Source organism: Thalassospira sp. UBA1131 (assembly GCF_002311515.1).
Classification (GTDB): Bacteria; Pseudomonadota; Alphaproteobacteria; order Rhodospirillales; family Thalassospiraceae; genus Thalassospira.
The window spans coordinates 1-20,649 of the sequence record NZ_DCAO01000040.1; the positions used below are offsets into that span (position 1 = coordinate 1).

At 54.7% G+C, this 20,649-nt stretch carries 22 protein-coding genes; 15 read left to right on the plus strand and 7 right to left on the minus strand.

All coding sequences use genetic code 11. The annotated features are described in order from the left end of the window. From B3Z49_RS06190 to B3Z49_RS06205, 4 genes are all read left to right on the plus strand, one after another. The coding region (locus tag B3Z49_RS06190; RefSeq protein ID WP_296989002.1) for a GNAT family N-acetyltransferase at positions 1-342 on the plus strand (342 nt) is incomplete at its 5' end. Positions 343-405: 63 nt separating this feature from the next. Then, positions 406-1,341, plus strand: a complete 936-nt coding sequence (locus B3Z49_RS06195) for a glucosaminidase domain-containing protein (RefSeq protein ID WP_296989004.1) — start codon at positions 406-408, stop codon at positions 1,339-1,341. Between the two features lie 92 nt (positions 1,342-1,433). Next, entirely contained in the window at positions 1,434-2,072 is a 639-nt protein-coding gene (locus B3Z49_RS06200) for a CDP-alcohol phosphatidyltransferase family protein (protein ID WP_296989005.1), read from the plus strand. Between the two features lie 169 nt (positions 2,073-2,241). After that, complete coding sequence (locus B3Z49_RS06205; RefSeq protein ID WP_296989008.1) at positions 2,242-3,345, plus strand: ABC transporter substrate-binding protein; 1,104 nt, start codon at positions 2,242-2,244, stop codon at positions 3,343-3,345. An 81-nt stretch (positions 3,346-3,426) separates the two neighbouring features. Here B3Z49_RS06205 and B3Z49_RS06210 read toward each other — a convergent pair whose 3' ends face one another. From B3Z49_RS06210 to B3Z49_RS06235, 6 genes are all read right to left on the minus strand, one after another. Further along, positions 3,427-3,774: a hypothetical protein gene (locus B3Z49_RS06210; protein ID WP_008890446.1), complete on the minus strand. Its 348-nt coding sequence runs from the start codon at positions 3,772-3,774 to the stop codon at positions 3,427-3,429. Positions 3,775-3,984: 210 nt separating this feature from the next. Next, a complete protein-coding gene (locus B3Z49_RS06215) occupies positions 3,985-4,257 on the minus strand; it encodes a GIY-YIG nuclease family protein (RefSeq protein WP_296989011.1) in 273 nt (90 codons plus the stop codon). A 170-nt stretch (positions 4,258-4,427) separates the two neighbouring features. Beyond that, on the minus strand, positions 4,428-5,210 hold the full coding sequence (locus B3Z49_RS06220; RefSeq protein WP_296989014.1) for an SDR family oxidoreductase: 783 nt from the start codon (positions 5,208-5,210) through the stop codon (positions 4,428-4,430). Between the two features lie 122 nt (positions 5,211-5,332). Then, positions 5,333-5,992 (minus strand): 2-dehydro-3-deoxy-6-phosphogalactonate aldolase, encoded by a 660-nt coding sequence (locus B3Z49_RS06225; RefSeq protein ID WP_296989015.1) that lies wholly within the window; start codon positions 5,990-5,992, stop codon positions 5,333-5,335. An 80-nt stretch (positions 5,993-6,072) separates the two neighbouring features. After that, positions 6,073-7,005, minus strand: coding sequence for a 2-dehydro-3-deoxygalactonokinase (locus B3Z49_RS06230; protein ID WP_296989017.1), 933 nt, complete (start codon positions 7,003-7,005; stop codon positions 6,073-6,075). Positions 7,006-7,114: 109 nt separating this feature from the next. Continuing rightward, positions 7,115-8,125: a cation diffusion facilitator family transporter gene (locus B3Z49_RS06235; protein ID WP_296989020.1), complete on the minus strand. Its 1,011-nt coding sequence runs from the start codon at positions 8,123-8,125 to the stop codon at positions 7,115-7,117. A gap of 506 nt (positions 8,126-8,631) precedes the next feature. Between B3Z49_RS06235 and katG the strand changes: the two genes are divergently transcribed. Then, positions 8,632-10,815 (plus strand): catalase/peroxidase HPI, encoded by a 2,184-nt coding sequence (gene katG / locus B3Z49_RS06240; RefSeq protein WP_296989022.1) that lies wholly within the window; start codon positions 8,632-8,634, stop codon positions 10,813-10,815. A gap of 84 nt (positions 10,816-10,899) precedes the next feature. Here the strand turns inward: katG and B3Z49_RS06245 are convergent, their stop codons facing one another. Next, the gene (locus tag B3Z49_RS06245) at positions 10,900-12,117 is read right to left on the minus strand and encodes a glyoxalase superfamily protein (protein WP_296989025.1); all 1,218 of its coding nucleotides are present in this window, start codon (positions 12,115-12,117) and stop codon (positions 10,900-10,902) included. A gap of 378 nt (positions 12,118-12,495) precedes the next feature. Here B3Z49_RS06245 and B3Z49_RS06250 point away from each other — a divergent pair, with 378 nt between their 5' ends. The 10 genes from B3Z49_RS06250 to B3Z49_RS06295 all read left to right on the plus strand — a co-directional run. After that, positions 12,496-13,383 carry a hypothetical protein gene (locus B3Z49_RS06250; RefSeq protein WP_296989027.1) on the plus strand — a complete coding sequence of 296 codons (888 nt, stop codon included), beginning with the start codon at positions 12,496-12,498 and terminating at the stop codon, positions 13,381-13,383. A 262-nt stretch (positions 13,384-13,645) separates the two neighbouring features. Further along, complete coding sequence (locus B3Z49_RS06255) at positions 13,646-14,164, plus strand: methyltransferase family protein (RefSeq protein WP_296989029.1); 519 nt, start codon at positions 13,646-13,648, stop codon at positions 14,162-14,164. A 316-nt stretch (positions 14,165-14,480) separates the two neighbouring features. Beyond that, positions 14,481-15,623, plus strand: coding sequence for an amidohydrolase family protein (locus tag B3Z49_RS06260; RefSeq protein WP_296989032.1), 1,143 nt, complete (start codon positions 14,481-14,483; stop codon positions 15,621-15,623). A 298-nt stretch (positions 15,624-15,921) separates the two neighbouring features. Further along, positions 15,922-16,299: a TraK family protein gene (locus B3Z49_RS06265; protein ID WP_296989034.1), complete on the plus strand. Its 378-nt coding sequence runs from the start codon at positions 15,922-15,924 to the stop codon at positions 16,297-16,299. Continuing rightward, positions 16,296-16,532, plus strand: coding sequence for a helix-turn-helix transcriptional regulator (locus B3Z49_RS06270; RefSeq protein WP_296989037.1), 237 nt, complete (start codon positions 16,296-16,298; stop codon positions 16,530-16,532). Before B3Z49_RS06265 ends, B3Z49_RS06270 begins: the two co-directional genes overlap by 4 nt. Beyond that, positions 16,519-17,262: a conjugal transfer protein TraL gene (locus B3Z49_RS06275; RefSeq protein WP_296989040.1), complete on the plus strand. Its 744-nt coding sequence runs from the start codon at positions 16,519-16,521 to the stop codon at positions 17,260-17,262. Before B3Z49_RS06270 ends, B3Z49_RS06275 begins: the two co-directional genes overlap by 14 nt. Continuing rightward, entirely contained in the window at positions 17,262-17,702 is a 441-nt protein-coding gene (locus tag B3Z49_RS06280; RefSeq protein ID WP_120226131.1) for a hypothetical protein, read from the plus strand. Before B3Z49_RS06275 ends, B3Z49_RS06280 begins: the two co-directional genes overlap by 1 nt. An 18-nt stretch (positions 17,703-17,720) precedes the next feature. Then, positions 17,721-18,035: a TrbC/VirB2 family protein gene (locus tag B3Z49_RS06285; RefSeq protein WP_068518714.1), complete on the plus strand. Its 315-nt coding sequence runs from the start codon at positions 17,721-17,723 to the stop codon at positions 18,033-18,035. Next, a complete protein-coding gene (locus B3Z49_RS06290) occupies positions 18,032-18,331 on the plus strand; it encodes a hypothetical protein (protein ID WP_296989049.1) in 300 nt (99 codons plus the stop codon). The genes B3Z49_RS06285 and B3Z49_RS06290 overlap by 4 nt, the downstream gene beginning before the upstream one ends. After that, on the plus strand, positions 18,328-20,649 hold a 2,322-nt coding region (locus B3Z49_RS06295; RefSeq protein ID WP_296989051.1), incomplete at its 3' end, for a VirB4 family type IV secretion system protein. The genes B3Z49_RS06290 and B3Z49_RS06295, both read left to right, overlap by 4 nt.

Consider the following 20,649-nt stretch of genomic DNA (forward strand, 5'->3'; position numbering starts at 1 on the left):
ATCAATTATGCCCCGGCCCTTTCAAAGACCATCGGCGGGACAGAGGCGATGTATCTGATGATGAAGCGCGCCTTTGATGAGCTGGGCTATCGCCGCTATGAATGGAAATGCGACGATCAAAATGCCCCGTCGCGTGCCGCCGCCGCACGGTATGGCTTCACCTATGAAGGCACGTTTCGCAATCACATGGTTTATAAGGGTCGCAACCGCGACACTGCATGGTTTTCCGTCATCATTGAAGAATGGCCCGCCGTCAAGGCCGCATTCGAGGCGTGGCTGGCACCCGATAACTTTGACGAAGCAGGAAAACAGCGCAAACGTCTTGAAGATTTTCGCCGCTAAACCCCAAAGCATGGTAGCATTCTGATCCTGCACCGATGTCAGGTCAGATCAGCGAGGCACACCATGTTTAAACGTGTCCTGATACGCACATTTTCCGTTCTGGCGGTTGCCACCCTTGGGATGGCCGCGGGTCTCCATCCCGCTGCACGGGCGGATATCCTTCTGCCAACGCCCGACCAAAGCGACGTTATCCGCATTGAACTGAATGGTTATGAACAGCTTGAAAAGCTGTTTGAGGATCTTGGCTATACCGCAGAACGCTGGAACGCGGGGGAACGCATCGTTCCCCGGCTTTTCCTGCAAACCATCCCGACAAGATGGCGCGACGAACTTGCCGATCAACTGACGGTCACGGCCAAGAAACGCACTTTTTTCCGGACACTTGGCCCGTTGACCCTGCTTGCGAACGAGGAAATAGCCCTGCAAAGCAGTGTCCTTCGCGATGCAATCCGCACCAACGATCTTTCGATCATTGCTGAGCTGGCCGAACAATACCGTGTTGAAACAGCCCCCGAAGACCCGGCAACCATCGCGGAACTTGAAAAACGCATCGCACCGGTTCCCCCGTCCCTTGCCATGGCGCAAATGGCCATCGAAAGCGGCTGGGGCACATCGCGCTTTGCCGCCCTTGGCAATGCATTGTTTGGTCAATGGACCTATGGCGGTGATGGCATCACGCCCGAAGAACAGCGAAAGCACCTTGGTGATTACAAGATCGCGGCTTTCAAGACACCGTTCGGTTCGGTCCGGGCCTATATGATGAACCTCAATACCGGGTCGGCCTACACGGAATTTCGCGATTTGCGCGCCAGAATGATCGCCGCTCAGGAACCCCTTTCGGGATCTGTTCTGGCCGAAACACTGACCCGATATTCCGAACGCGGCAATGTCTATATCGAAGAAATCCAGGCCGTCATTCGACAAAACAAACTCAGCCCTGTCGATGACGCCGTGCTTGAAGAAAGCCCTTATTACCAACTGGTCCCGTCCGGGGAATAGCCATCTTACCTGCAATCAACAAACTGGTGATTTTCATTCCATCAAACTTGCGCTTATAGTCGCTGTTTCAACGAGATAACCGGAAACACCAGATGTTTGATGCCCGCCTGCGCCCGCTGATTGATGTGCCGTTAAATGCGATTGCACGTACGCTTTCGGGCACGGGCATTACGCCCAACTTCATCACCGGCGTTGGCTTTTTCCTTGGCCTGCTGGCGGCAGGCTGTTTTGTGCTGAAACTTGATTACGCAGCACTTGTTTTTATCCTTGGCTCACGGTTCATGGACGGGCTTGATGGCGCGGTTGCGCGCCATGCCGCCCCACGGTCGCGCCATCCCAATGCAAAAACTCAGGAAAGCGATCTTGGCGGTTACTACGATATCGTGTCCGACTTTCTGTTTTATTCGGGCATCATTCTGGCCTTTGCCATTGGTCGACCGGAATATGCCCTGATGGCGGCGTTTCTGATTTTCTGTTTTGTCGGCACAGGGTCGAGTTTTCTGGCCTATGCGATCATTGCCGCCAAGCAGGGGCGCACGGATGGCGACGCCCAAGGCAAGAAAAGCTTTTTCTATCTGACCGGCATCACCGAAGGCAGCGAGACCATACTGGTCTTATGTCTTATTTGTATCTTCCCGGCCTCGTTTAACATGATCGCCGCCATTTTCGGCGCCTTGTGCCTGATGACGACAATGGGACGGGTGCTTCAGGCCAGACGCGACTTTGGCTAGGACTTAGGTTAGGGTTGGTGCGGCAAATATCGCAATATCAACCGCTTGAAACGCATTCGGGGAACTGCCATATCGGATTTGTCGCCTTGTCGCTGACGATCATGACAGGATAAGGCAATAACAAAGGGCCAGCCTATCGGGCCGATCAAGAAAAACAGCAAGGAATAAAATGCGGTCCATCAGGTTTCTGTGCTCTGTCTTTTTCGGATGCTTCTTGCTGGTTGCCTGTGATCAATCAGGCCCGATCAAAATCGGTTTCATTGCCGGCCTGTCCGGCCCCGGATCCGATGCCGGAACGGACGCGCTTGATGCGTTGAAACTGGCCGCCCAACAGGTCAATACCGATGGCGGCATCAATGGTCGCATGGTGGAAATCATTCCGCGTGATGATCTGAAAACCCCGGAAGTCGCCCAAAATCACGTGCGCGAGCTCAAGCGCCTTGGCGTTGATGCGATTGTCGGCCCGATCATCAGTTCGATCGGCATGGCGATGCTGCCGGTGATCAATGAATTGGGTGTCGTGACCATTTCACCAACGGTCTCTGCGGCCGACTTTGCCGGTTTTCGTGACAACCTGTTTCGCATGAACACGACGACGCGTGAAAATGCGCGCGCCTATGCCCGTCGCTATATCGATCAGGGCTATGAACGGGTCGCCCTTGCCCTTGATGGCCAGAACCAGGCATTTACCGACAGCTGGTATCGCGAGTTCCTTTTGGAACTTGATGCCCTTGACGGGCGGGTCATCTCCAAAATCTGGATCAATACCGACAATATCACCCACGCCGAAGCAGCAGCCCAACTGTTGGCCGACGATCCCGACGCGATCGTTCTGATCACCAACAGCACAGACAGTGCGATGATGGCCCAAGAAATCCGCAAGCTGTCATCAAGCGTTCCGCTGGCTGTCTCAGAATGGGCGGGGTCACAGGCCCTGATCGAGGTCGGTGGCGAGGCGGTCGAGGGCGCGGAACTGGCACAGGCCTATGACCGCTATGACACCAATCCGCGCTTCCAGAAATTTGTCGCGGCGTTCAACGAAATGTTCGGTCGTCAGCCCGGCTATACCGCGGTCCTGGGCTATGACGCAGCGACCGTTTTGTTTGCCGCACTCCGCACCAAGCACCCGGATCAATCGCTTGCTGATGCGCTGACCAATCTGCCGCCGCAACAGGGGTTGCATCAGGAACTGGTGTTTGATGCCTTTGGCGATGGCAACCGCAACATCTATTTCGTGGCCATCCAGGACGGAAAATTCATCCGGGTCGACTAAAAAACGCCCATCATTGCCAAAACAAAAGCCCTGCACATGCAGGGCTTTTTCGTCTCAGGTTGGTATCGCTATCAACCGATCCTAGTGATCGCTTTCCTCAAGGAAATGATCGCCAAGCCCGGTATCATATTCCATGCCTTCCTTGGTCAGAACGATACTGGCCGGATAGCCTTCCTTGACCAGCCCCTTGCGGGCAAGTGCGACCCAGACAGCCGGGTTATCGAACCCGCTGGCATCCCGGGCGGCCACGGTGAATTTGCCAACATGAACGTGGTCGCCATGGGCATGGGGGACACGCAGAAGCGTTGCTTCGCCGGTGGCCTCGTCAATCTTGCCCGAATTGGGATCCTTGGCAATCACCTGTGCCAGCACAAGGGTGCGCAGCTGCAGATTGTTGAGTTTCAGTGGATTTTTGCGAACGAATGCCATGATCGATGGTACCCCGGTTTAAATGCGTTATTTGCTAGAGCCTGTTGCGATTAGCTTGTACCGCTTTTGCCGAGGGCTGAGGAATGTCCCGGCCCGAAGGGTTCGCGAAACGCGAACGAAAGTTATGCAAGCTAATCGTAACAGGCTCTGGGACATATCTGTCACTTGGCGCAATGATGCAAGTCCTGATTTGTGTCCAAATCAACCAGCCTATCCACCCGCCAGCATCTTGCGCAGCTTGCGATCGCGCTTAAGATGCCATTCCCGGCTCATCGCCTGCCCGAAGGTGCGGAACCGTTCGACATACACCAGTTCCCACTGCCGCCCGCGCGTCGTCTTGGCCCCCTTGCCGCTATTATGCGTGGCAAGCCTGGCCTCGACATCGGTCGACCAGCCAACATAGGTCCGGGGCAAAGCGGCCTTGCCCTGCCCCGGCCTGAAATCACATTCGCGCAGCACATAAACAAAGGTGAATGACGCCATGCTAGCACCACCCTTTGGGCTGGGCACTTGGTGATATGTTGGATTTCGTCACAGGGCGTGTCGAAAATGCCTGTTTGCGAGAACCGGCGCGCAGCGTACTTGACGTACGTGAGCACCGGAAGCGCAGCAAATGGGTGTTTGCAGACCGTCCTGTGACGAAAGGCGACATATCAGCCCATGGTGGAGTTGAAGGCTCCGCCATCAAGCAGGATGTTCTGCCCAACCATAAATTTCGCATGCTCGCTGCACATAAAGGCACAGGTCGCCCCGAAATCAAGCGGATCACCAAACCGGCCCGTGGGAAGACCCGCCTGGGTTTTGATGCGTGCCTCTTCAAGCGAAATGCCCTCGGCCTTGGATTTGTTGGTCATCAGCGCATTGATACGGTCCGTATCGTGCTGGCCCGGCAAAAGATTGTTCATAATCACCCCATCCTTGGCCACCTGACGCGAAGTCCCCGCGACAAAGCCGGTCAAACCGGCACGCGCACCGTTCGAAAGCCCCAGATGCGGGATTGGCGACTTAACAGAACCCGACGTAATATTCACAATCCGGCCCCACTGGCGCGAAATCATGCCCGGCAGAACCGCGGTCGCCAGCAGGATCGGTGTCAGCATATTGGACTGAACGGCGGCTTCCCATTCCTTCTGACCCCAGTCGGACCACACCCCCGGGGGCGGACCACCGGCATTGTTGACAAGAATGTCCGGCGCATCGACAGCCGCCAGAACCTTGTTACGGCCTTCTTCGGTGGTGATGTCGCAGGCGACCGTGGTGACATTCACACCATAGGTATCACGGATATATTCCGCAGTTTCATTCAGCGGCCCTTCGGAACGCGCATTGAGCACAAGATCAACACCGGCTTCGGCCAGTTTGATCGCGCAGCCACGACCAAGCCCCTTGGATGACGCACAAACGATGGCCTTGCGGCCCTTGATTCCAAGATCCAATGGATCCTCCCATGTTCAGGAATTCAGACAATGGCAGGAATTTAGCCCGCACGCCCCCAAGGGTCAAACGCACTTCCATAATTTGGAATTATTTCAAAACCGAATATTCCGGAACGGGCCCTTCAGCCAAACACCGCATCATGCGCGCGGACATAGGCAATCGCCGCCTTCGAGACATCGCCCGCCGTCATGCCGGGCTTATAGATGCCCGAACCAAGGCCAAAGCCATCACAGCCCGCCTTGGCATAAACGCTAAAATCATCCGGGCCGACGCCACCAACAGCATAAACCGGCACATCTTTTGGCAGGACAGCGCGCATTGCCTTGATGCCCTCTGCGCCGATGATGCTGGCCGGGAAAATCTTAAGCCCATCGGCCCCGGCCTTGATCGCGGCAAAGCATTCGGTGGGCGTCAGAACACCGGGCCATGACCCCATGCCAGCTTCCTTGGTTTTGGCGATCACCTCGATATCGCAGTTGGGCGATACGACAAATTCACCGTTCGCCGCCTTTACATTGGCAACATCATCCGTGGTCAAAACCGTGCCCGCCCCGATCATCGCGGCATTCCCGACCGCCTCTTTCATCGCGGTGATGCTTTTAAGCGGTTCAGGGGAATTGAGCGGCACCTCGATCATCGTGATCCCGGCATCGACCAGTGCGCGCACCATATCAACGGCCTCGTGGGGCTGCACGCCGCGCAGGATCGCGATCAATTTGCGGTGTCCGGCGCCTGAAACGCTATCGGTGATCTGATCATTGACGGATGTCGGATAAGCCATAACTGTCTTCCTGTTTGTTAAGCCCGCTTGCATGTCATGCATCCGGGGCCGAATAGATCGGGAATTAAATGCAACATGCTTTAGCCCGTCACAACGTCATAAGCACGCGACAGCCCGGCAAGCGTAATCGCAGCCCCGTCCTGCGGCGTTGCCTTGTGGTTATGAACCGCCAAGGCCGCCTGATAAAGCGATGCCAGCTTGCCTGCTCCGATCAGGGCAATGTCATCCCCCGGTGCAAGGCGACTTAACACATCGGCAATTTCGGCCCCGATGACCGTACCCGATAAAACCGCCGCCCCCGGCGCAACAGATGCATCCCCCTTTGCCACCAATGCCCCTGCCCGCACGGTAAACAAACTGTGCAGGAAGGCGGTTGGCTGTTCGGATGCCTTGCGCACCGCATCGGCAAAGGCAGCATTGTCCCAGGCATCATCGACCGAATGGCGCAGGATGGATTGCTGTGACAGCAACGCAAACACCTCGCCACTCATATAGGTGCGAAACGCCTTGATCACGCCATCGGCGACATGTGCCCATTTCGAATGGGTGCCGGGCAAACAGACCCAGCCGGAAAAGTCCGGGTTCTGCGCCATAAAGCCAACAAGCTGGGTTTCCTCGCCGCGCATGACATCAGGGTCACCGCGCTGACAAAGCCCCGGCAGGATAAAAACAGAAATGCGAGGATCACTCACATTTGGCGTTACCGCCCCCTTGGCCAGATCGGATGGCCGTGCCGGCACATCGCAATAAGGCGCCTCGATCCAGCCCTGCTTGGCGCCAGCCATGCCGCAAATCACCACCGGCAGCTTTGCCGGGTTACCGCCCAGCCAATCTTCGATCAAACCAATCAGGACCGCCTCAAACGAAAGTTTGGGGTCGCCGGCAATCGCATTCATACCCAGCGGACTTTCCGCCGAACCACGGATGTTCGCGGTATCATCCATCGCCCAAAGGCGCAGGTTTGACGTCCCCCAATCAACCGCGATCCAGCTCGGGAAGATCTTTTTAGTCATGTTCGAACGCATCCCTTCCCGTGAAATTCCTTGTTGGTTTTATTCCTCATACTATTTCGCGCACGCCAGTTCAACTGCAACCAGCGCACACGCCAATAGCACCGAAGCTTTAGGCCGGGTGGGTTAAGGGGGCGGCATCGGGGTTGCTGCCCAATTCATCAAGAAGCTTCTGATGGGCGCGCCAGTTCTGTGCTTCGATAAACACTTTCGATACTTCGGGAATTTCGGCGCGAATATCGCTTTCAAGCCGTGATACGGCGGCCTCCAATGCAACCGATGTGACCGTATCTTCAAAATCAACACTGACACACACAATCAGGCTTTGCGGCCCGTGATGCAGGGTAATGATTTCGTTGACCTTAAGGATGCCGGGAATGGCGGCAACCATATCATTGATCTTCTTGCGACTTTGGCTGTTAGCACTTTCACCGATCAAAAGCCCCTTGCACTCAACCGCCAGCATAAAGGCCGTCACCGCCAGAATAAGCCCGATCATCACTGATGCCAGCCCATCAAGAACCGGCATTTCAAGCAAATAGGCCGCCGCAATGCCGACACATGCGACAACAAGCCCCAAAAGCGCAGCTGAATCCTCAAACAGGATGACGAACACGGTCGGGTCCTTGCTGCTGCGCACCGCCTTGATCAGCGGCACATTCGGATGCTGTGCGCGGAAGGTGATATAGGCCGTGCGAAACGCCAGGCCCTCAAGCACAATCGCGATGACCAGGATCGAAAACACCACGTGATAGGTGCGGATATCAAAACCGCCAAGGGTTGCCACCACATGCACATCAAGCGCATGCGGATGAATAACCTTGTCCACCCCTTCCCAGATCGAAACGCCTGCACCAAGGCCAAAAATCATCACCGCCACCAGAAACGACCAGAAATAGGTTTCCTTGCCATAGCCCAGCGGGTGTCGTTCATCGGGTTCACGGGTCGAAAGCTTCAAGCCCAAAAGCAAAAGCCCCTGATTGCCGGTATCGACAAGCGAATGAATGCCTTCTGACATCATCGCGGCTGATCCGGTAATCGCCGCCCCGCCAAACTTGGCGACAGCAATCAGCAAATTTGCCGCTGCCGCCATATAGATGGCACCTTTTGAAGAATGAGACATATGGGGATTTCCGCTTTCTGTGGGGCGATGATTTGGCCTGGCAACATCCGGGATCAGGAAAACCCCGCATGTTTAAGGCTTTAAGACTGTGAACTCGAACACAGTCTACCCGACTGATTGCAAATGTCACGGCCCCAACCGCCCCCCGGCCAAAACCGGCACTTTCACCACCCCAAATCAATTCATCGATAAAAACTATCGAAAACACATGAAATAACTATTTCCCCTATCACCTGTATCGTTGTTAGCCTTCTCAAAGCGATGGGAAACCCGTTGCGCAAAATTGATTACCCCGTGTCGCATTGCGATCCCTGAGTTGATGATTACCTTCAACATGAAACCGTCACGCATAACTTCTGGTTTCATGGTGCTGGTTTTGGTTAAACTAGGTCAGGGAGAAACAACAAACGGACGCAACACACCAACGCGTCCCACGACCGCGCGATACACGCGATACGGGTCCAGGAGCTGTTTAAAACATCTCAGCCACGACGGAGAGAGAAAAAATGGACGGAAAACATACCGCAGGGAAATGTCCGGTAATGCATGGTGGCATGACCGAGACGGGCAAATCAGTAAGCGACTGGTGGCCAAAGACGCTTAATCTCGACATTCTTCACCAGCACGACACCAAGGTGAACCCCTATGGTGAAGACTTCAACTATGCCGAAGAATTCAAAAAGCTCGACCTTGAAGCGGTCAAGACCGACATCAAAAATCTCATGACCGACAGCCAGGACTGGTGGCCGGCCGACTGGGGCCATTATGGCGGGCTGATGATCCGTATGGCTTGGCACTCTGCAGGGTCGTACCGCTTGGCCGACGGCCGTGGTGGCGGCGGCAAGGGCAACCTTCGTTTCGCCCCGCTGAACTCCTGGCCTGATAACACCAACCTTGATAAGGCGCGCCGTCTTCTCTGGCCGATCAAAAAGAAATACGGCAACAAGCTTTCCTGGGCTGACCTGATCATTCTGGCCGGCACCATGGCTTATGAGTCGATGGGTCTTAAGGTCTTTGGCTTTGCCGGTGGCCGCGAAGATATCTGGCACCCGGAAAAGGACACCTATTGGGGGGCTGAGCGCGAATGGCTGGCCCCATCTGACAATCGTTATGACGATGTCTCCAAGCCAGACACCATGGAAAACCCGCTGGCCGCAGTCCAGATGGGCCTGATCTATGTGAACCCGGAAGGGGTGAATGGTCAGCCAGACCCGCTCAAGACCGCAGCCCAGGTGCGTGAAACCTTTGCCCGCATGGCAATGGATGACGAAGAAACCGCTGCCCTCACCGTTGGTGGTCATACGGTTGGTAAAACGCATGGCAATGGCGATGCATCCCTGCTTGAAGCCGAACCCGAAGCCGCCGATGTCCATGAACAGGGCTTTGGCTGGATGAACCACACCAAGCGTGGCATTGGCCGCGATACCGTGACCTCAGGCATCGAAGGGGCCTGGACCACCCACCCGACCAAGTGGGATAACGGCTATTGCAAGCTTTTGCTGGGGTATGAGTGGGAGCTCAAGAAAAGCCCGGCCGGTGCCAACCAGTGGGAACCGATCGGTATTAAAGAAGAAGACATGCCGGTTGACGTTGAAGACCCGTCGATCCGCCGCATGCCGATCATGACCGATGCCGACATGGCCATGAAGATGGACCCGACCTATCGCGCCATCATCGAGAAATTCAATAATGACTTTGAATACTTCTCCGATTGCTTTGCCCGTGCATGGTTCAAACTGACCCACCGTGATATGGGCCCGAAGGCCTGCTATCTCGGCCCGGATGTGCCCTCTGAAGACCTGATCTGGCAGGACCCGATCCCCTCAGTCGATTATACGCTCAGCGATACCGAAATCGCCGATCTCAAATCCAAGCTGTTGGGTCTTGGCGTTTCCGCAACCGATCTGATCAACACCGCGTGGGACAGTGCGCGCACCTTCCGCGGTTCGGACCGTCGCGGTGGTGCCAATGGCGCACGCATCCGTCTTGCCCCGCAGAAGGACTGGGAAGGCAACGAACCCGCACGCCTTGCCAAGGTTCTCAAAGCACTCGAAGACTTCCAGGCAGACCTTGCCAAGAAAGTCTCGATTGCCGACCTCATCGTTCTGGCCGGTACGGCCGCGGTTGAAAAGGCCGCGAAAGATGCCGGGGTTAACATCACCGTCCCGTTCGCACCGGGCCGCGGGGATGCTACCGATGAAATGACCGACGCCGACAGCTTCGATGTCCTCGAACCGCTGGCGGACGGCTTCCGCAACTGGTCGAAAAAGGACTATGTCGTCTCACCGGAAGAAATGCTGCTTGATCGCGCACAGCTCATGGGCCTGACCGCCCATGAAATGACCTGCCTGATCGGTGGTATGCGGGCCCTTGGCACCAACCATGGCGGCACCAAGCACGGTGTCTTCACGGATCGCGAAGGTGTTCTGTCGAATGACTTCTTCGTCAACCTGACCGACATGGGCTACAGCTGGAAACCGGCTGGCGACAACCTCTATAACATCGTTGATCGCAAGTCCGGCGAAACCAAATACACCGCCACCCGCGTGGATCTGGTGTTTGGCTCCAACTCGATCCTGCGCGCCTATGCCGAGGTCTACGCCCAGGACGACAACCACGAGAAGTTCGTCAAGGACTTCGTCGCCGCCTGGACCAAAGTCATGAACGCCGATCGCTTTGATCTGGCGTGAGGAGCGAATAGCCTGATGTGATTTGGAGCTTTAGGGCTCTGGAAAGAGAACACCCCCGGTCGTGAGACCGGGGGTGTTTTTTTATCAATGCTCCGCACTTGAGCTTTGATCAAAAACTGGGGCCAAAACCCTTTCTGTTGCTTTCATATATATCGTGGGACCAACTTCCTCACCGTACAAATCTACGAAGTGCTCGTAGGCCTCGTACATCCAAGCGGGCAAACTGAATTCAAAGTTGCCATTCGGTAGCTCTCGCCAACCATCCAACAATGAAAAGGTAACCGAGCCATTTTGCGCATTCTTAGCGATTATAGCGATTACAGCAGCCATGTCGGCTTCCTGGGTCGGCCAAGGAGCACCTAATTCACTTGTATAGGCTTTAAAGTCGACTTCTCTGAGCTTCGCAAGCTTCTTACTAACATCTCCATAGTGAACCGAATTCTCTGCATCCGAATACTCTGGAGAATGGTAGAAGAGGTCACCTTGAACCATGAACTGATCGTATAAAAAGTCTCGATATAGCTTCGTGAGCATCGGGTTTAAACTGACGATGTAAGCTTTCTTTTTTAACGATGCTTTTGCTCGTCTTGGCTCAACCTCTCTAAAATATTGAATCAGGGGCCCAAAGAAATTTATGTCAGGTATTTCTATCCTGCAGTCACGCATACGCCGCATTGAGGCTTCAAAGCTAACAATAGCAATATTCCTTCCTTGCAGTTTTTCAACATCTTCCTGAGTCAAAAAGAACTCTCTTCCAATCGGCGTCTCATTTGGATGCAAGCTTAGAAGCGCGTAGAAAACCAACTGATCGTACATATTGAGCCGTTCGCCTGTGTATAGGATCTTGTCCAAGGACGAGTTACCGGAATCATCCCACATTCTAATTCTTTTACGCAGGCAGTTCTTTTGCCTCTTCCGATCACAACTAAATATGTTGGAATTTACGAACGCGCTAGAAACCAATACTTCGCCATCATCATGTTGAGGCAATGTATTAAATCGAGGAGTATAGGTGGAAGGCCAACTGACCTCACTGACAAGCAACTCCGCTTCATTGGCTTGCAGTTCGCAACCAAGTTCATCTCGAAGTACTTGACTGATTAAATGGCCCCTCAGACGATAATCTGTGTGTGGTCGAGGCCTCGCTTGATAGCTGCGAACTAAAGCTTCCCAACTCCTTTCGCCAAGCATTTTTGCGAATAGGTCCAAGTGCTTAGAAATTGGCAACTTTATGCCATTTCTTGCCAACTTGGAGCGCAGAAGTTTGGATTTACTTTTGAGAAGTTCCAAGGTGTTTGTCATGGTCATTTCCCTACAGGCGTCATCCCATGCTCAATCCTACCCCCTTATGTGAGCATTAGATGACCGGAAACGGTCGAAAACAACTTGGTTCATCGTTCATAGCTTACGAGCTGCGGTCGAAATGGGTAGGCAACCTAGACCAGAACGCGGGTCCAGAAAAATAATCTGTACAAATAGAAAATTTGTCAAGAAGGTTTTAAAGGAGAACAACGATACACCTAAGCCGGATGCTGAATACTATGCTTCGTCGATGCTTCTGATACTATGTTAGAAGCAAATCACCACTGTTGTTTGCTCTGCCGATCTGCAAATAACTCGCAACTTTACGTGCAATTCTCTAACAGGTTTGGGCCATAAGCTTCTAAGGAGAGAAATTTCTTGGGCTATATCCGGGATCACTGGCAAGGAAAGCACGCGCTGTTATTCGCGCTGTGCGTCAACCTGATCCTGATCCGTGCCCTGATCCTGTTTGCCGATCGCTACACGCTGCCACCCTATATCCCTGATCGCATCCCGGCCCTGATCGCGACGATTGTTTTTATTCTTCTATTTCATGGCGTTGTTTTTATCTGGCAGGTGGTTGGCGTGCTGCGCGCCACCCAACATCAATCGAGCATTCTTGCCAATATCTGGACCGTTGTGGCCTATGGGGTGATCGGGCTGTGTCTGGTCTTTACCGTACTCAGCATCGCGGCCTCTTTCCGTGCGCTTGCCCCGGAGCGGTTTATACCGGTCAACATGACCGAGCTTGAAGATGCCCGCGCCAGCCAGTATGCGCTCACCCTCAGTCCCGATAACACCCGCATTCATATCACCGGCATCTTTGCCCTTGGCATGGCGCAGCGATTGGTCGCCCTGCTCGATCAAAATCCGGGTGTGACCGGCATCGTTTTGCACAGTGATGGCGGGCATGTCTATGAAGGGCGCGGTGTCGGCTTCCTGATCCGCGATCGGGGCTTGGACACCTATGTGTTTGCGGATTGCAGCTCCGCCTGCACGACCGCCTTTATTGGCGGTGCCAAACGTTACCTTGGCCCCAATGCCCGGCTGGGCTTTCATCAATACAAGATCAATCTCGACTACCCCGTCCCGCTTTATAACATCAAGGGCCAGCAGGAAAAGGAAATCACCTTCTATCGCAGCCAGGGCATTGCCGAGAGCTTCCTTAAGCAAGTCTTCCTCGCCCCGCATTCCGGGATCTGGTTCCCGGAGGTGGCGGAGTTGATGGAGGCTGGTGTTGTCGATGGGGTGGTTCAGGGGGAGTGAGTAAGTTTGAGTTTGCAACCGAACGACCGGATGTGAAGCACTGGACGCCACAATCAACCTGCTAACGCTAGAAGTTACTGCAGTTTGATTTGTGGCAAGAGTGAACTTTATGATCCCCCCTACAGCACTCCGTTTTGCCGGTAATGCGGTGTCGGGAACGCCCCCGGATGATGCCGGCATGCGAACCATACAGCGCCGAAGAAAACGTATTCTTCGGCTTGGTGTTGTGGTTCTTCTGGTACTCGTTGCCGGATCTCGGTCCTTGACCGATCGGCAGAGCCCGCTTCACGACATGATCGAAGCCGTTGGGCTATTTGCGATTTACGTATGCATCTTCGGACGTGGCTGGTGCTCCCTTTATATCGGCGGGCGCAAGAACACAGAGCTTGTCACCACCGGGCCTTATTCAAGCTGCCGTAATCCACTTTATCTTTTCAGCATAATCGGGGCGTTTGGTGTCGGAGCCCAGACCGGCAGCATCGTGCTCGCCAGTTTGTTTGCGGGCGTGTGCTGGATGGTGTTTCGCAATGTGGTCTTGCAAGAAGAGGTGCTGTTATCAGAACGTTTTGGCAAGGCCTTCCTGCGCTATAGCAATACTGTGCCGCGTTTTCGGCCGACTTGGTTTCGCTGGCGGGATAAAGAAACACTGCTGTGCAAGCCGTCACTGTTTTTAACCACGACGCGCGATGCGATGTGGTTTCTGGCTGCTGGACCGGCATTGGAAGGCATCAAAGTGATGCAGGAAAAGGGGTGGCTGACACCTGTGCTCTATCTGCCCTAAGTGCCAAACCTAAATAGGGTGTCCCGGTTTAGCCCGAAGCGCTTGAGCGGCTGATAGACAGCTTGTCCTTTATCCCGCGCGACGATTTTGCGATCTGCCCCACCCCCAGCAATACCAGGCTTTTTGCCGATTGATCCGATATTTGCCCAGACGTGGACGCGCATAAGTCCATCCACACAGGGCCGTCTGAATGAAGCGCCTGCCCTTTCCATTGGTTCTACGTCTACCGGGCTGCCGTCACAAATGTTCGACCCCAAGAACGATGATGACGAAAGCCCCCCGAACTGCACAACGTAATAGCGGAGTAGAAATTGATATGAAACCGACCGAAAATCCCCAAGGGAACCTCGCAATAGGACGCCGCAGCTTTCTAAGTGGTGCTGCGGCACTTGGTGTTGGTGCCGGATTGGCCGCACCCGCCAATGCCGCCAACACCACTGCGGCAGATAAATCGAGCATTGCCTTGCGAGACCAGGACCTGCCCTTTATCGCCACCGAAGAGACCTATACCACCGACGAACTGATCGCGCTGAATGCGATTAACGATGATCACGTGGAATACCTCAGGGAAACCGGCCTTGCCGAACTTGGCCCCGGCCGCATCGGTGACATGGATCAGGCCGGGATCAATGTTCAGATCCTCTCGGCACATACACCCGGTGTGCAGGATCTCGCGGGTCAGGAAGGCATCGATTTTGCCTATCGCCTCAACAAGATGATTGCCACAGGCCCAATGGTCACCTATCCGGGGCGGTTCCAGGCCTATGCAACCCTGCCGCTACAGGACCCGGCGGCATCAGCCGACGAACTGGAACGCGCCGTTCGCGAAGATGGCTTTGTCGGCGCCATGACCAATGGCTTCATTGGCAAAAAGTTTCTCGACCATCCCGATTTTGAACCCCTTCTGGCGCGGGCCGAGGCACTTGATGTCCCGATATACCTGCATCCGGGCTTCCCGCCCAAGGAAGTCTTCGACATTTACTACCGCATCATGCGGCCAGGATATAATGACGAATATCAGGACTATATTCTCAGTGGCTCCGGATATGGTTGGCACCAGGAGGTGCTTACGCAATGTCTTCGGCTGATCATGACAGGAACGTTCGACAGATTCCCCAAACTGCAAATGATCATCGGCCATATGGGAGAAGGCCTTCCATTCTTCTTTGAGCGTATCGCCGAAGATTTGGGCGATGTGACCGAAGGCTCCCTAAACAAGCCCATCGGCCAGTACTTCAATGACAATTTCTGGTACACAACCAGCGCATTTTTCCAGGATGAACTGCTTCATCTTTTGTTGAAATACATCAGTGTGGATCGCGTGATGTTTGGAACCGATTATCCGTTTGCAGACATGAAGCAGGGAACCGACTGGTTTCGGGCAGTGGATCTGCCCCGTGAAGCCAAGGAAAAAATTGCTTTCCGGAATGCGCAAAAACTGTTCGGTATAAAGGTCTGATACCTCTTCCCAAACCCACACGCCTTTACGAACAACGAGTTGTATGACGCCTGAAACAAACAAGGCTACAGCAAAGACAAACACCCCGCTCGGGTTCGCCAAGCGGGGTGTTTTGATTTAGGGCGTTGTTATATCTCGCAAAGAAGCGATTTATAACAGAAGTGGTTGCGGGGGCACTCATTGTTGCCCAATTCTGTTGATCGAGAGACAGACGCTGTCTGCACCTTCGACACAGAATTGAGACCATACATTTCCGATCCTTGTCAAGTGGTTAACACCTACGACAAGGAATGCAGTAATGGCCGGAACTTGGGGTCAGGCAAGAATAGAATTACTCGCCCTGCAAGATGAAATTCTTGCAGAACTGGAGAAGGGCATTTCCGCCCGTCAGATCTTTGATCAGTTATTTGCAGATGGTCGGATTACCATTTCGCGACGGTCGTTTTATCGCCGCGTAAAGCTCCTGCGCGCAGAGCACAAAACACTCAAAAGCCCATTACCCGCAAAAACGGGTCGCCAGTCCTCTGTCACTACCCCCACCCTACAGCCAAGCAACACTCAAGCCGCCAGTTATTTGCCAACGCTGAAAGCGAAAGAACAGGCCGCGCTGGATCGCCTGTGGGGCGGTGATGACCCAGAAGACGATGCCTCAGACGAGGCGGAGGCTTCGCAATGAGCTCTTGGCAATCAGACTACCTCATCCTTCACACCCGCCTGCGGCAAGCCCGCGAGAGCCAACACCTCACCCAAGCTGGTGCAGGTGAATGTATCGGCGTGTGCGAACGCACTTATCGGGATTTTGAGGCTGGCAGGACGGATCTGTCTGCTGCTCACGTGTTCCGCCTCGCCACTGTGCTGGGCATCAAAATTATCATTTCAGATGGAGTTATCGCCGATGGCGTTGATTAATCTTACCCTTCAGGGCAAGGGCGGGGTCGGCAAGTCGTTTGTCGCAAGCCTGCTCGCGCAGCATTACCTCAAACGCGACACCCCGGTTCATTGCTATGACACCGATCCGGTCAACCAGACCTTTGCAGGATACAAGGCTTTTCCCGTCGAGACCATTCGCCTGGGCGAACGTCCTGACGAAATCAACCCGCGCTATTTCGACGCCCTGATCGAACAGATCATGACCGGCCCTGAAGACGGCGTTGTCGTGATCGATAATGGTGCCAGCACCTTCTTGCCGTTGCTTGGCTATATGGTCGAAGCACAGGCGCTGCAGATGCTCGCCGATGCCGGTCATGAAGTCCGGCTTCATACGGTGCTTACCGGTGGCCAGGCGCTTAATGACACCATGCAGGGGCTGCATCAGGTCTTACAGAGCGTTCCCGATATTCCGGTTGTCGTCTGGCTTAATGAGTATTTCGGGCGGATCGAACGCAAGAATGCTTCCGGCGAAGTCGAGAGCTTCGAGCATTCAGGGCTTTACAAGAAAAACAAGAACCGCATTCACGCGCTGGTGCGCCTGCCCGAGGTCCGCAAAGAAACCTTTGGCCATGACATCGAACAGATGATGCGTGCCCGCCTGACCTTCGATGAAGCAGGCAAACATGCCGACTTTCCCCTGATGTCGCGCCAACGTCTGATGATGACCTGGCGCAGCATTGGGGCCTCAATGGAACAGGCGGTGCTGTAATGGCCAGTGTTCTTGATGAAGCTCCGCCGCCGCCCCTGACCATGGACAGCATCGAAGAGCTGCGCACCCATTTGTGGAAAGTTCATCAGGTCACCGTTGAGGACGGTGACCCGGTGCTCATGATCTACACCATCCACAAGGTCGTGCTCGACGAGCATCGCCGCCTGATCGATCAGCATAACCGAACCCTGTCCGGGATCATCCAGGCACAGGCAGAAACCTTCACCAACGATGTCACTGCCGCCATCGAGGACTTCAAGAATGAAGCTCTGACCGATGCCGTGCGTGAACGCCTGTCTGCCATGCAGGAAGCCGCCCGTCTTGCCGATACGGCTCAGGACCGTTTTCGCAAGATGGTCAAGCTGATCTCCCTCCTCACCGCTCTCAATCTGGTCGCCGTCGTCTTCACGCTGGGCGTCCTCACCGTTTTGACGATCTGACGACAAGGAAAACACACCATGGATAAACGCAACCTTCTCAAAATCGCTGTCATCGCTGGCCTTGCCACATTGGCCATGACCGAACCGGCTTTTGCACAAGACACTACAGGCGGCAACTGGTGGGATCCGGTTGTCTCCTTCCTTGAACTTTTGGCCGAGGGATTTGGCAAGATCTTCGCCATCGCGCTTGGTCTTGGTTTGGTCGTCTATGGTGGTTGGGGCGCTTTCACCGGCAGGCTCGATCCGCAACGCGGCATCATGATGGTGATTGGCGGCATCCTTGTCACAGCAGGACCAGCCATTGCCTCGGGTCTTCTGGGGGTTCTCAAATGAAAGCCGCCAGTGCTGTTCTCATTCAGGTCCAGCGCCAGATGACGCTGATCGGTCTGCCGATCTCACTTCTGCTTGTTGCCGGTCTTGCTGGCGTTCTGGGTTTTGTCCTGCCCGTCGTGTTCGATTTTCCTGCCCTGGTTATTCCGGGCGGGATCGTGGGCTTTGTCGGTGCTTGGATCTATCTCGTCAAACATCAGCGGATCAATCCGAACTATGACCGCGACCTGCTGGTGACCCCGATGTTTTGGGGCAGCCGCAAAGCCGAGCGCCTCCTGACCACGGGAGGGCGCAAATGATTTGGACTGATGTGATCACCACCGGTCTTGTGACCGGCATGGCAGGCGGACTGGTCGTTCCGGCAGGGCGTCGCCTTCTGCTTGGCGATATTGAGCAAGACTGGCTGCAGGACGAACTTGAACTCGACGGGATTGATCCGGTCGATGGCGTCACGGTGCGTGGCAAGGACGGGTCGCTGTCACGTATCTGGCACCTGCAAGGCACTAGCTATGACGCCCGTATCGAAAGCGAGCAACAAACCTTATTGCTCGGTCGCCAGTCTCTTTTGCAAGAGCTTGGCAAACGGTCCGTCACTGTTCGGTTGTTCGCAATCAAACGCCAGCGTGAGATTGCCGCTCATGCGAAGTGGCCCAATAGCGTGCTTGATGAGATCGGCACCGCAGAAGCACGACAATATAAATCAAGCTACTTCATCGACTGGTATCTGATGGCAACAGCTCAGGCCATGCAGCCCTTGCTGGATGCCGAAGAGAAGATCCCGGCCATTCTTTCGGAATATCGTCCAGAGCTTCTTGTGCGCTCTGATGACGATCAGCCTTGTTTGCTTTCCGGGTTTCTCAATGGATTGGTCAGTGGCGATTATCGCCGTGACCTTCCGGCGACCAGTCATAATCTGTCTGCTAACCTTCCGGCATCTGACCTTCATTGCGACAAGGTGACCGGTACCATCACAACCCATGTCCCAGCCCGCCAGTTCCACAAGGTCATTACCGTCACACTCTGGCCCGAAACAGTCTCCGGCCATCTGATAGGCGAGATTCTTGCCCTGCAGGGTGATATCGAGATTTGCCAGATCTGTGATCCCTGGGGCAGCGATCAGGCAATGCTGGTCAATAAGCGCCGTATGGCCGGGGAGTCCAATTCATGGTTTGGCAATCCAGCGGCAGCGGCGGAGGTATCAACGCTTCTGGATCTTCTGGCCGAAGGGAAAACGGCCCTCTTTGCCACGCAGTTTCAGATCATTCCCCGCGCCGAAACCGAGGAAAAACTCAACAGCCTTATCCGCGAGATCACAGAAATCCTTGGCAACAAACGGATCGGCTATGCCGTGCAAACCAAGGGCGCACCAGTCTGCTGGTTTAACCGCCTGCCTGTCGTCTCCAAACGCAAGATCAGATTGCCGGGCAGTCAGTTTATGGCCCCGCTGGATCTGCGCGATCAGAACATCGCCGCCCTGTGGGCTTTGCCGCATTCCGCAACCGGCATGTTGGCCAGCCAGTTCGGCCCAGCACCGGTGCGCTGGTTTAAAACGCCAACCGGGCAGTCCTACGCATTCCAGTTTCAGGTGGTCAACAAGCCGTTCTCGCTTGGCAACTTTCTGGTCTTCGCACCCTCCGGGGTCGGTAAATCCACCCTGATCATGCATCTCATGGGCGGCCTTGCGAAGTTTGAGAATGTGCGTTCCTACATCTTTGATTCCAAGGAAGGCACGCGTTTCATGGTCGAAGCCATGGGTGGTCTTTATCAAGCCTATGACGGCCTATCGCTTAACCCGCTGGATGTTGGGAACGACACGCCAAAGAACCGCGAACGTGTCTATGCGATCCTCAAATCGCTGGCCGGTATTGATCTCGAAGATGGCGACATCGATGCGCTTAATCATGCCGTCGATCTGGCATTCCAGATTGAACCTCCACACCGCACGCTTAATGCGATCTATCCCTTTGCCTTTGCCCGTCGCTCTGCCCTTCGGCGTGCATTCGCGCAGTGGGTGACTGACGACAAGGGAAACACCGGCCTTCGAAGCCACATCTTCAATGCACAACATGACAGCCTTGGCGGTCTTCTGAACCAGTCGCACATGGTCGGCATCAACATGAACGAAGCGCTGGCCGATCCGGCACTCGGTGGGCCAGTGGTTGGTCATATCTCGGAGGCGATCAGCAAATCTGTTGCCGGGCGTAATGGCGGATTTGTCATCTTCATTGATGAAGCGGCCAAGCTGCTTTCCAACCCCGGCTTCCGCGATCTCGGTGCTGAGATGTATCGCGAATACCGCAAACTTGGCGGTGCGGTCGGTATGGCGTTTCAGGATCCGGCAGGTCTTGGCAAAACCGGAGCCGCTGAAGCGATCATCGAGAACACCGCCACCATGATCTTCTTCCCGAACTCCAAGGTCACGGAAGAGAGCCTCAAGCCGTTCAATCTCAATGAAGAGCAAAAGCTGTTTGTCCAGGGCCGCACGCGATCACGCAAGAAGAATGACCGGCGGGTTTTGATTATCAAGCGAGACGAGGCAAGCGGCTTTGAGGAAAGCGCCATTCTCGATGTCGATCTGACACCGCTTGGCGATGCTGCGCGGTTCTACCGTTCCGGG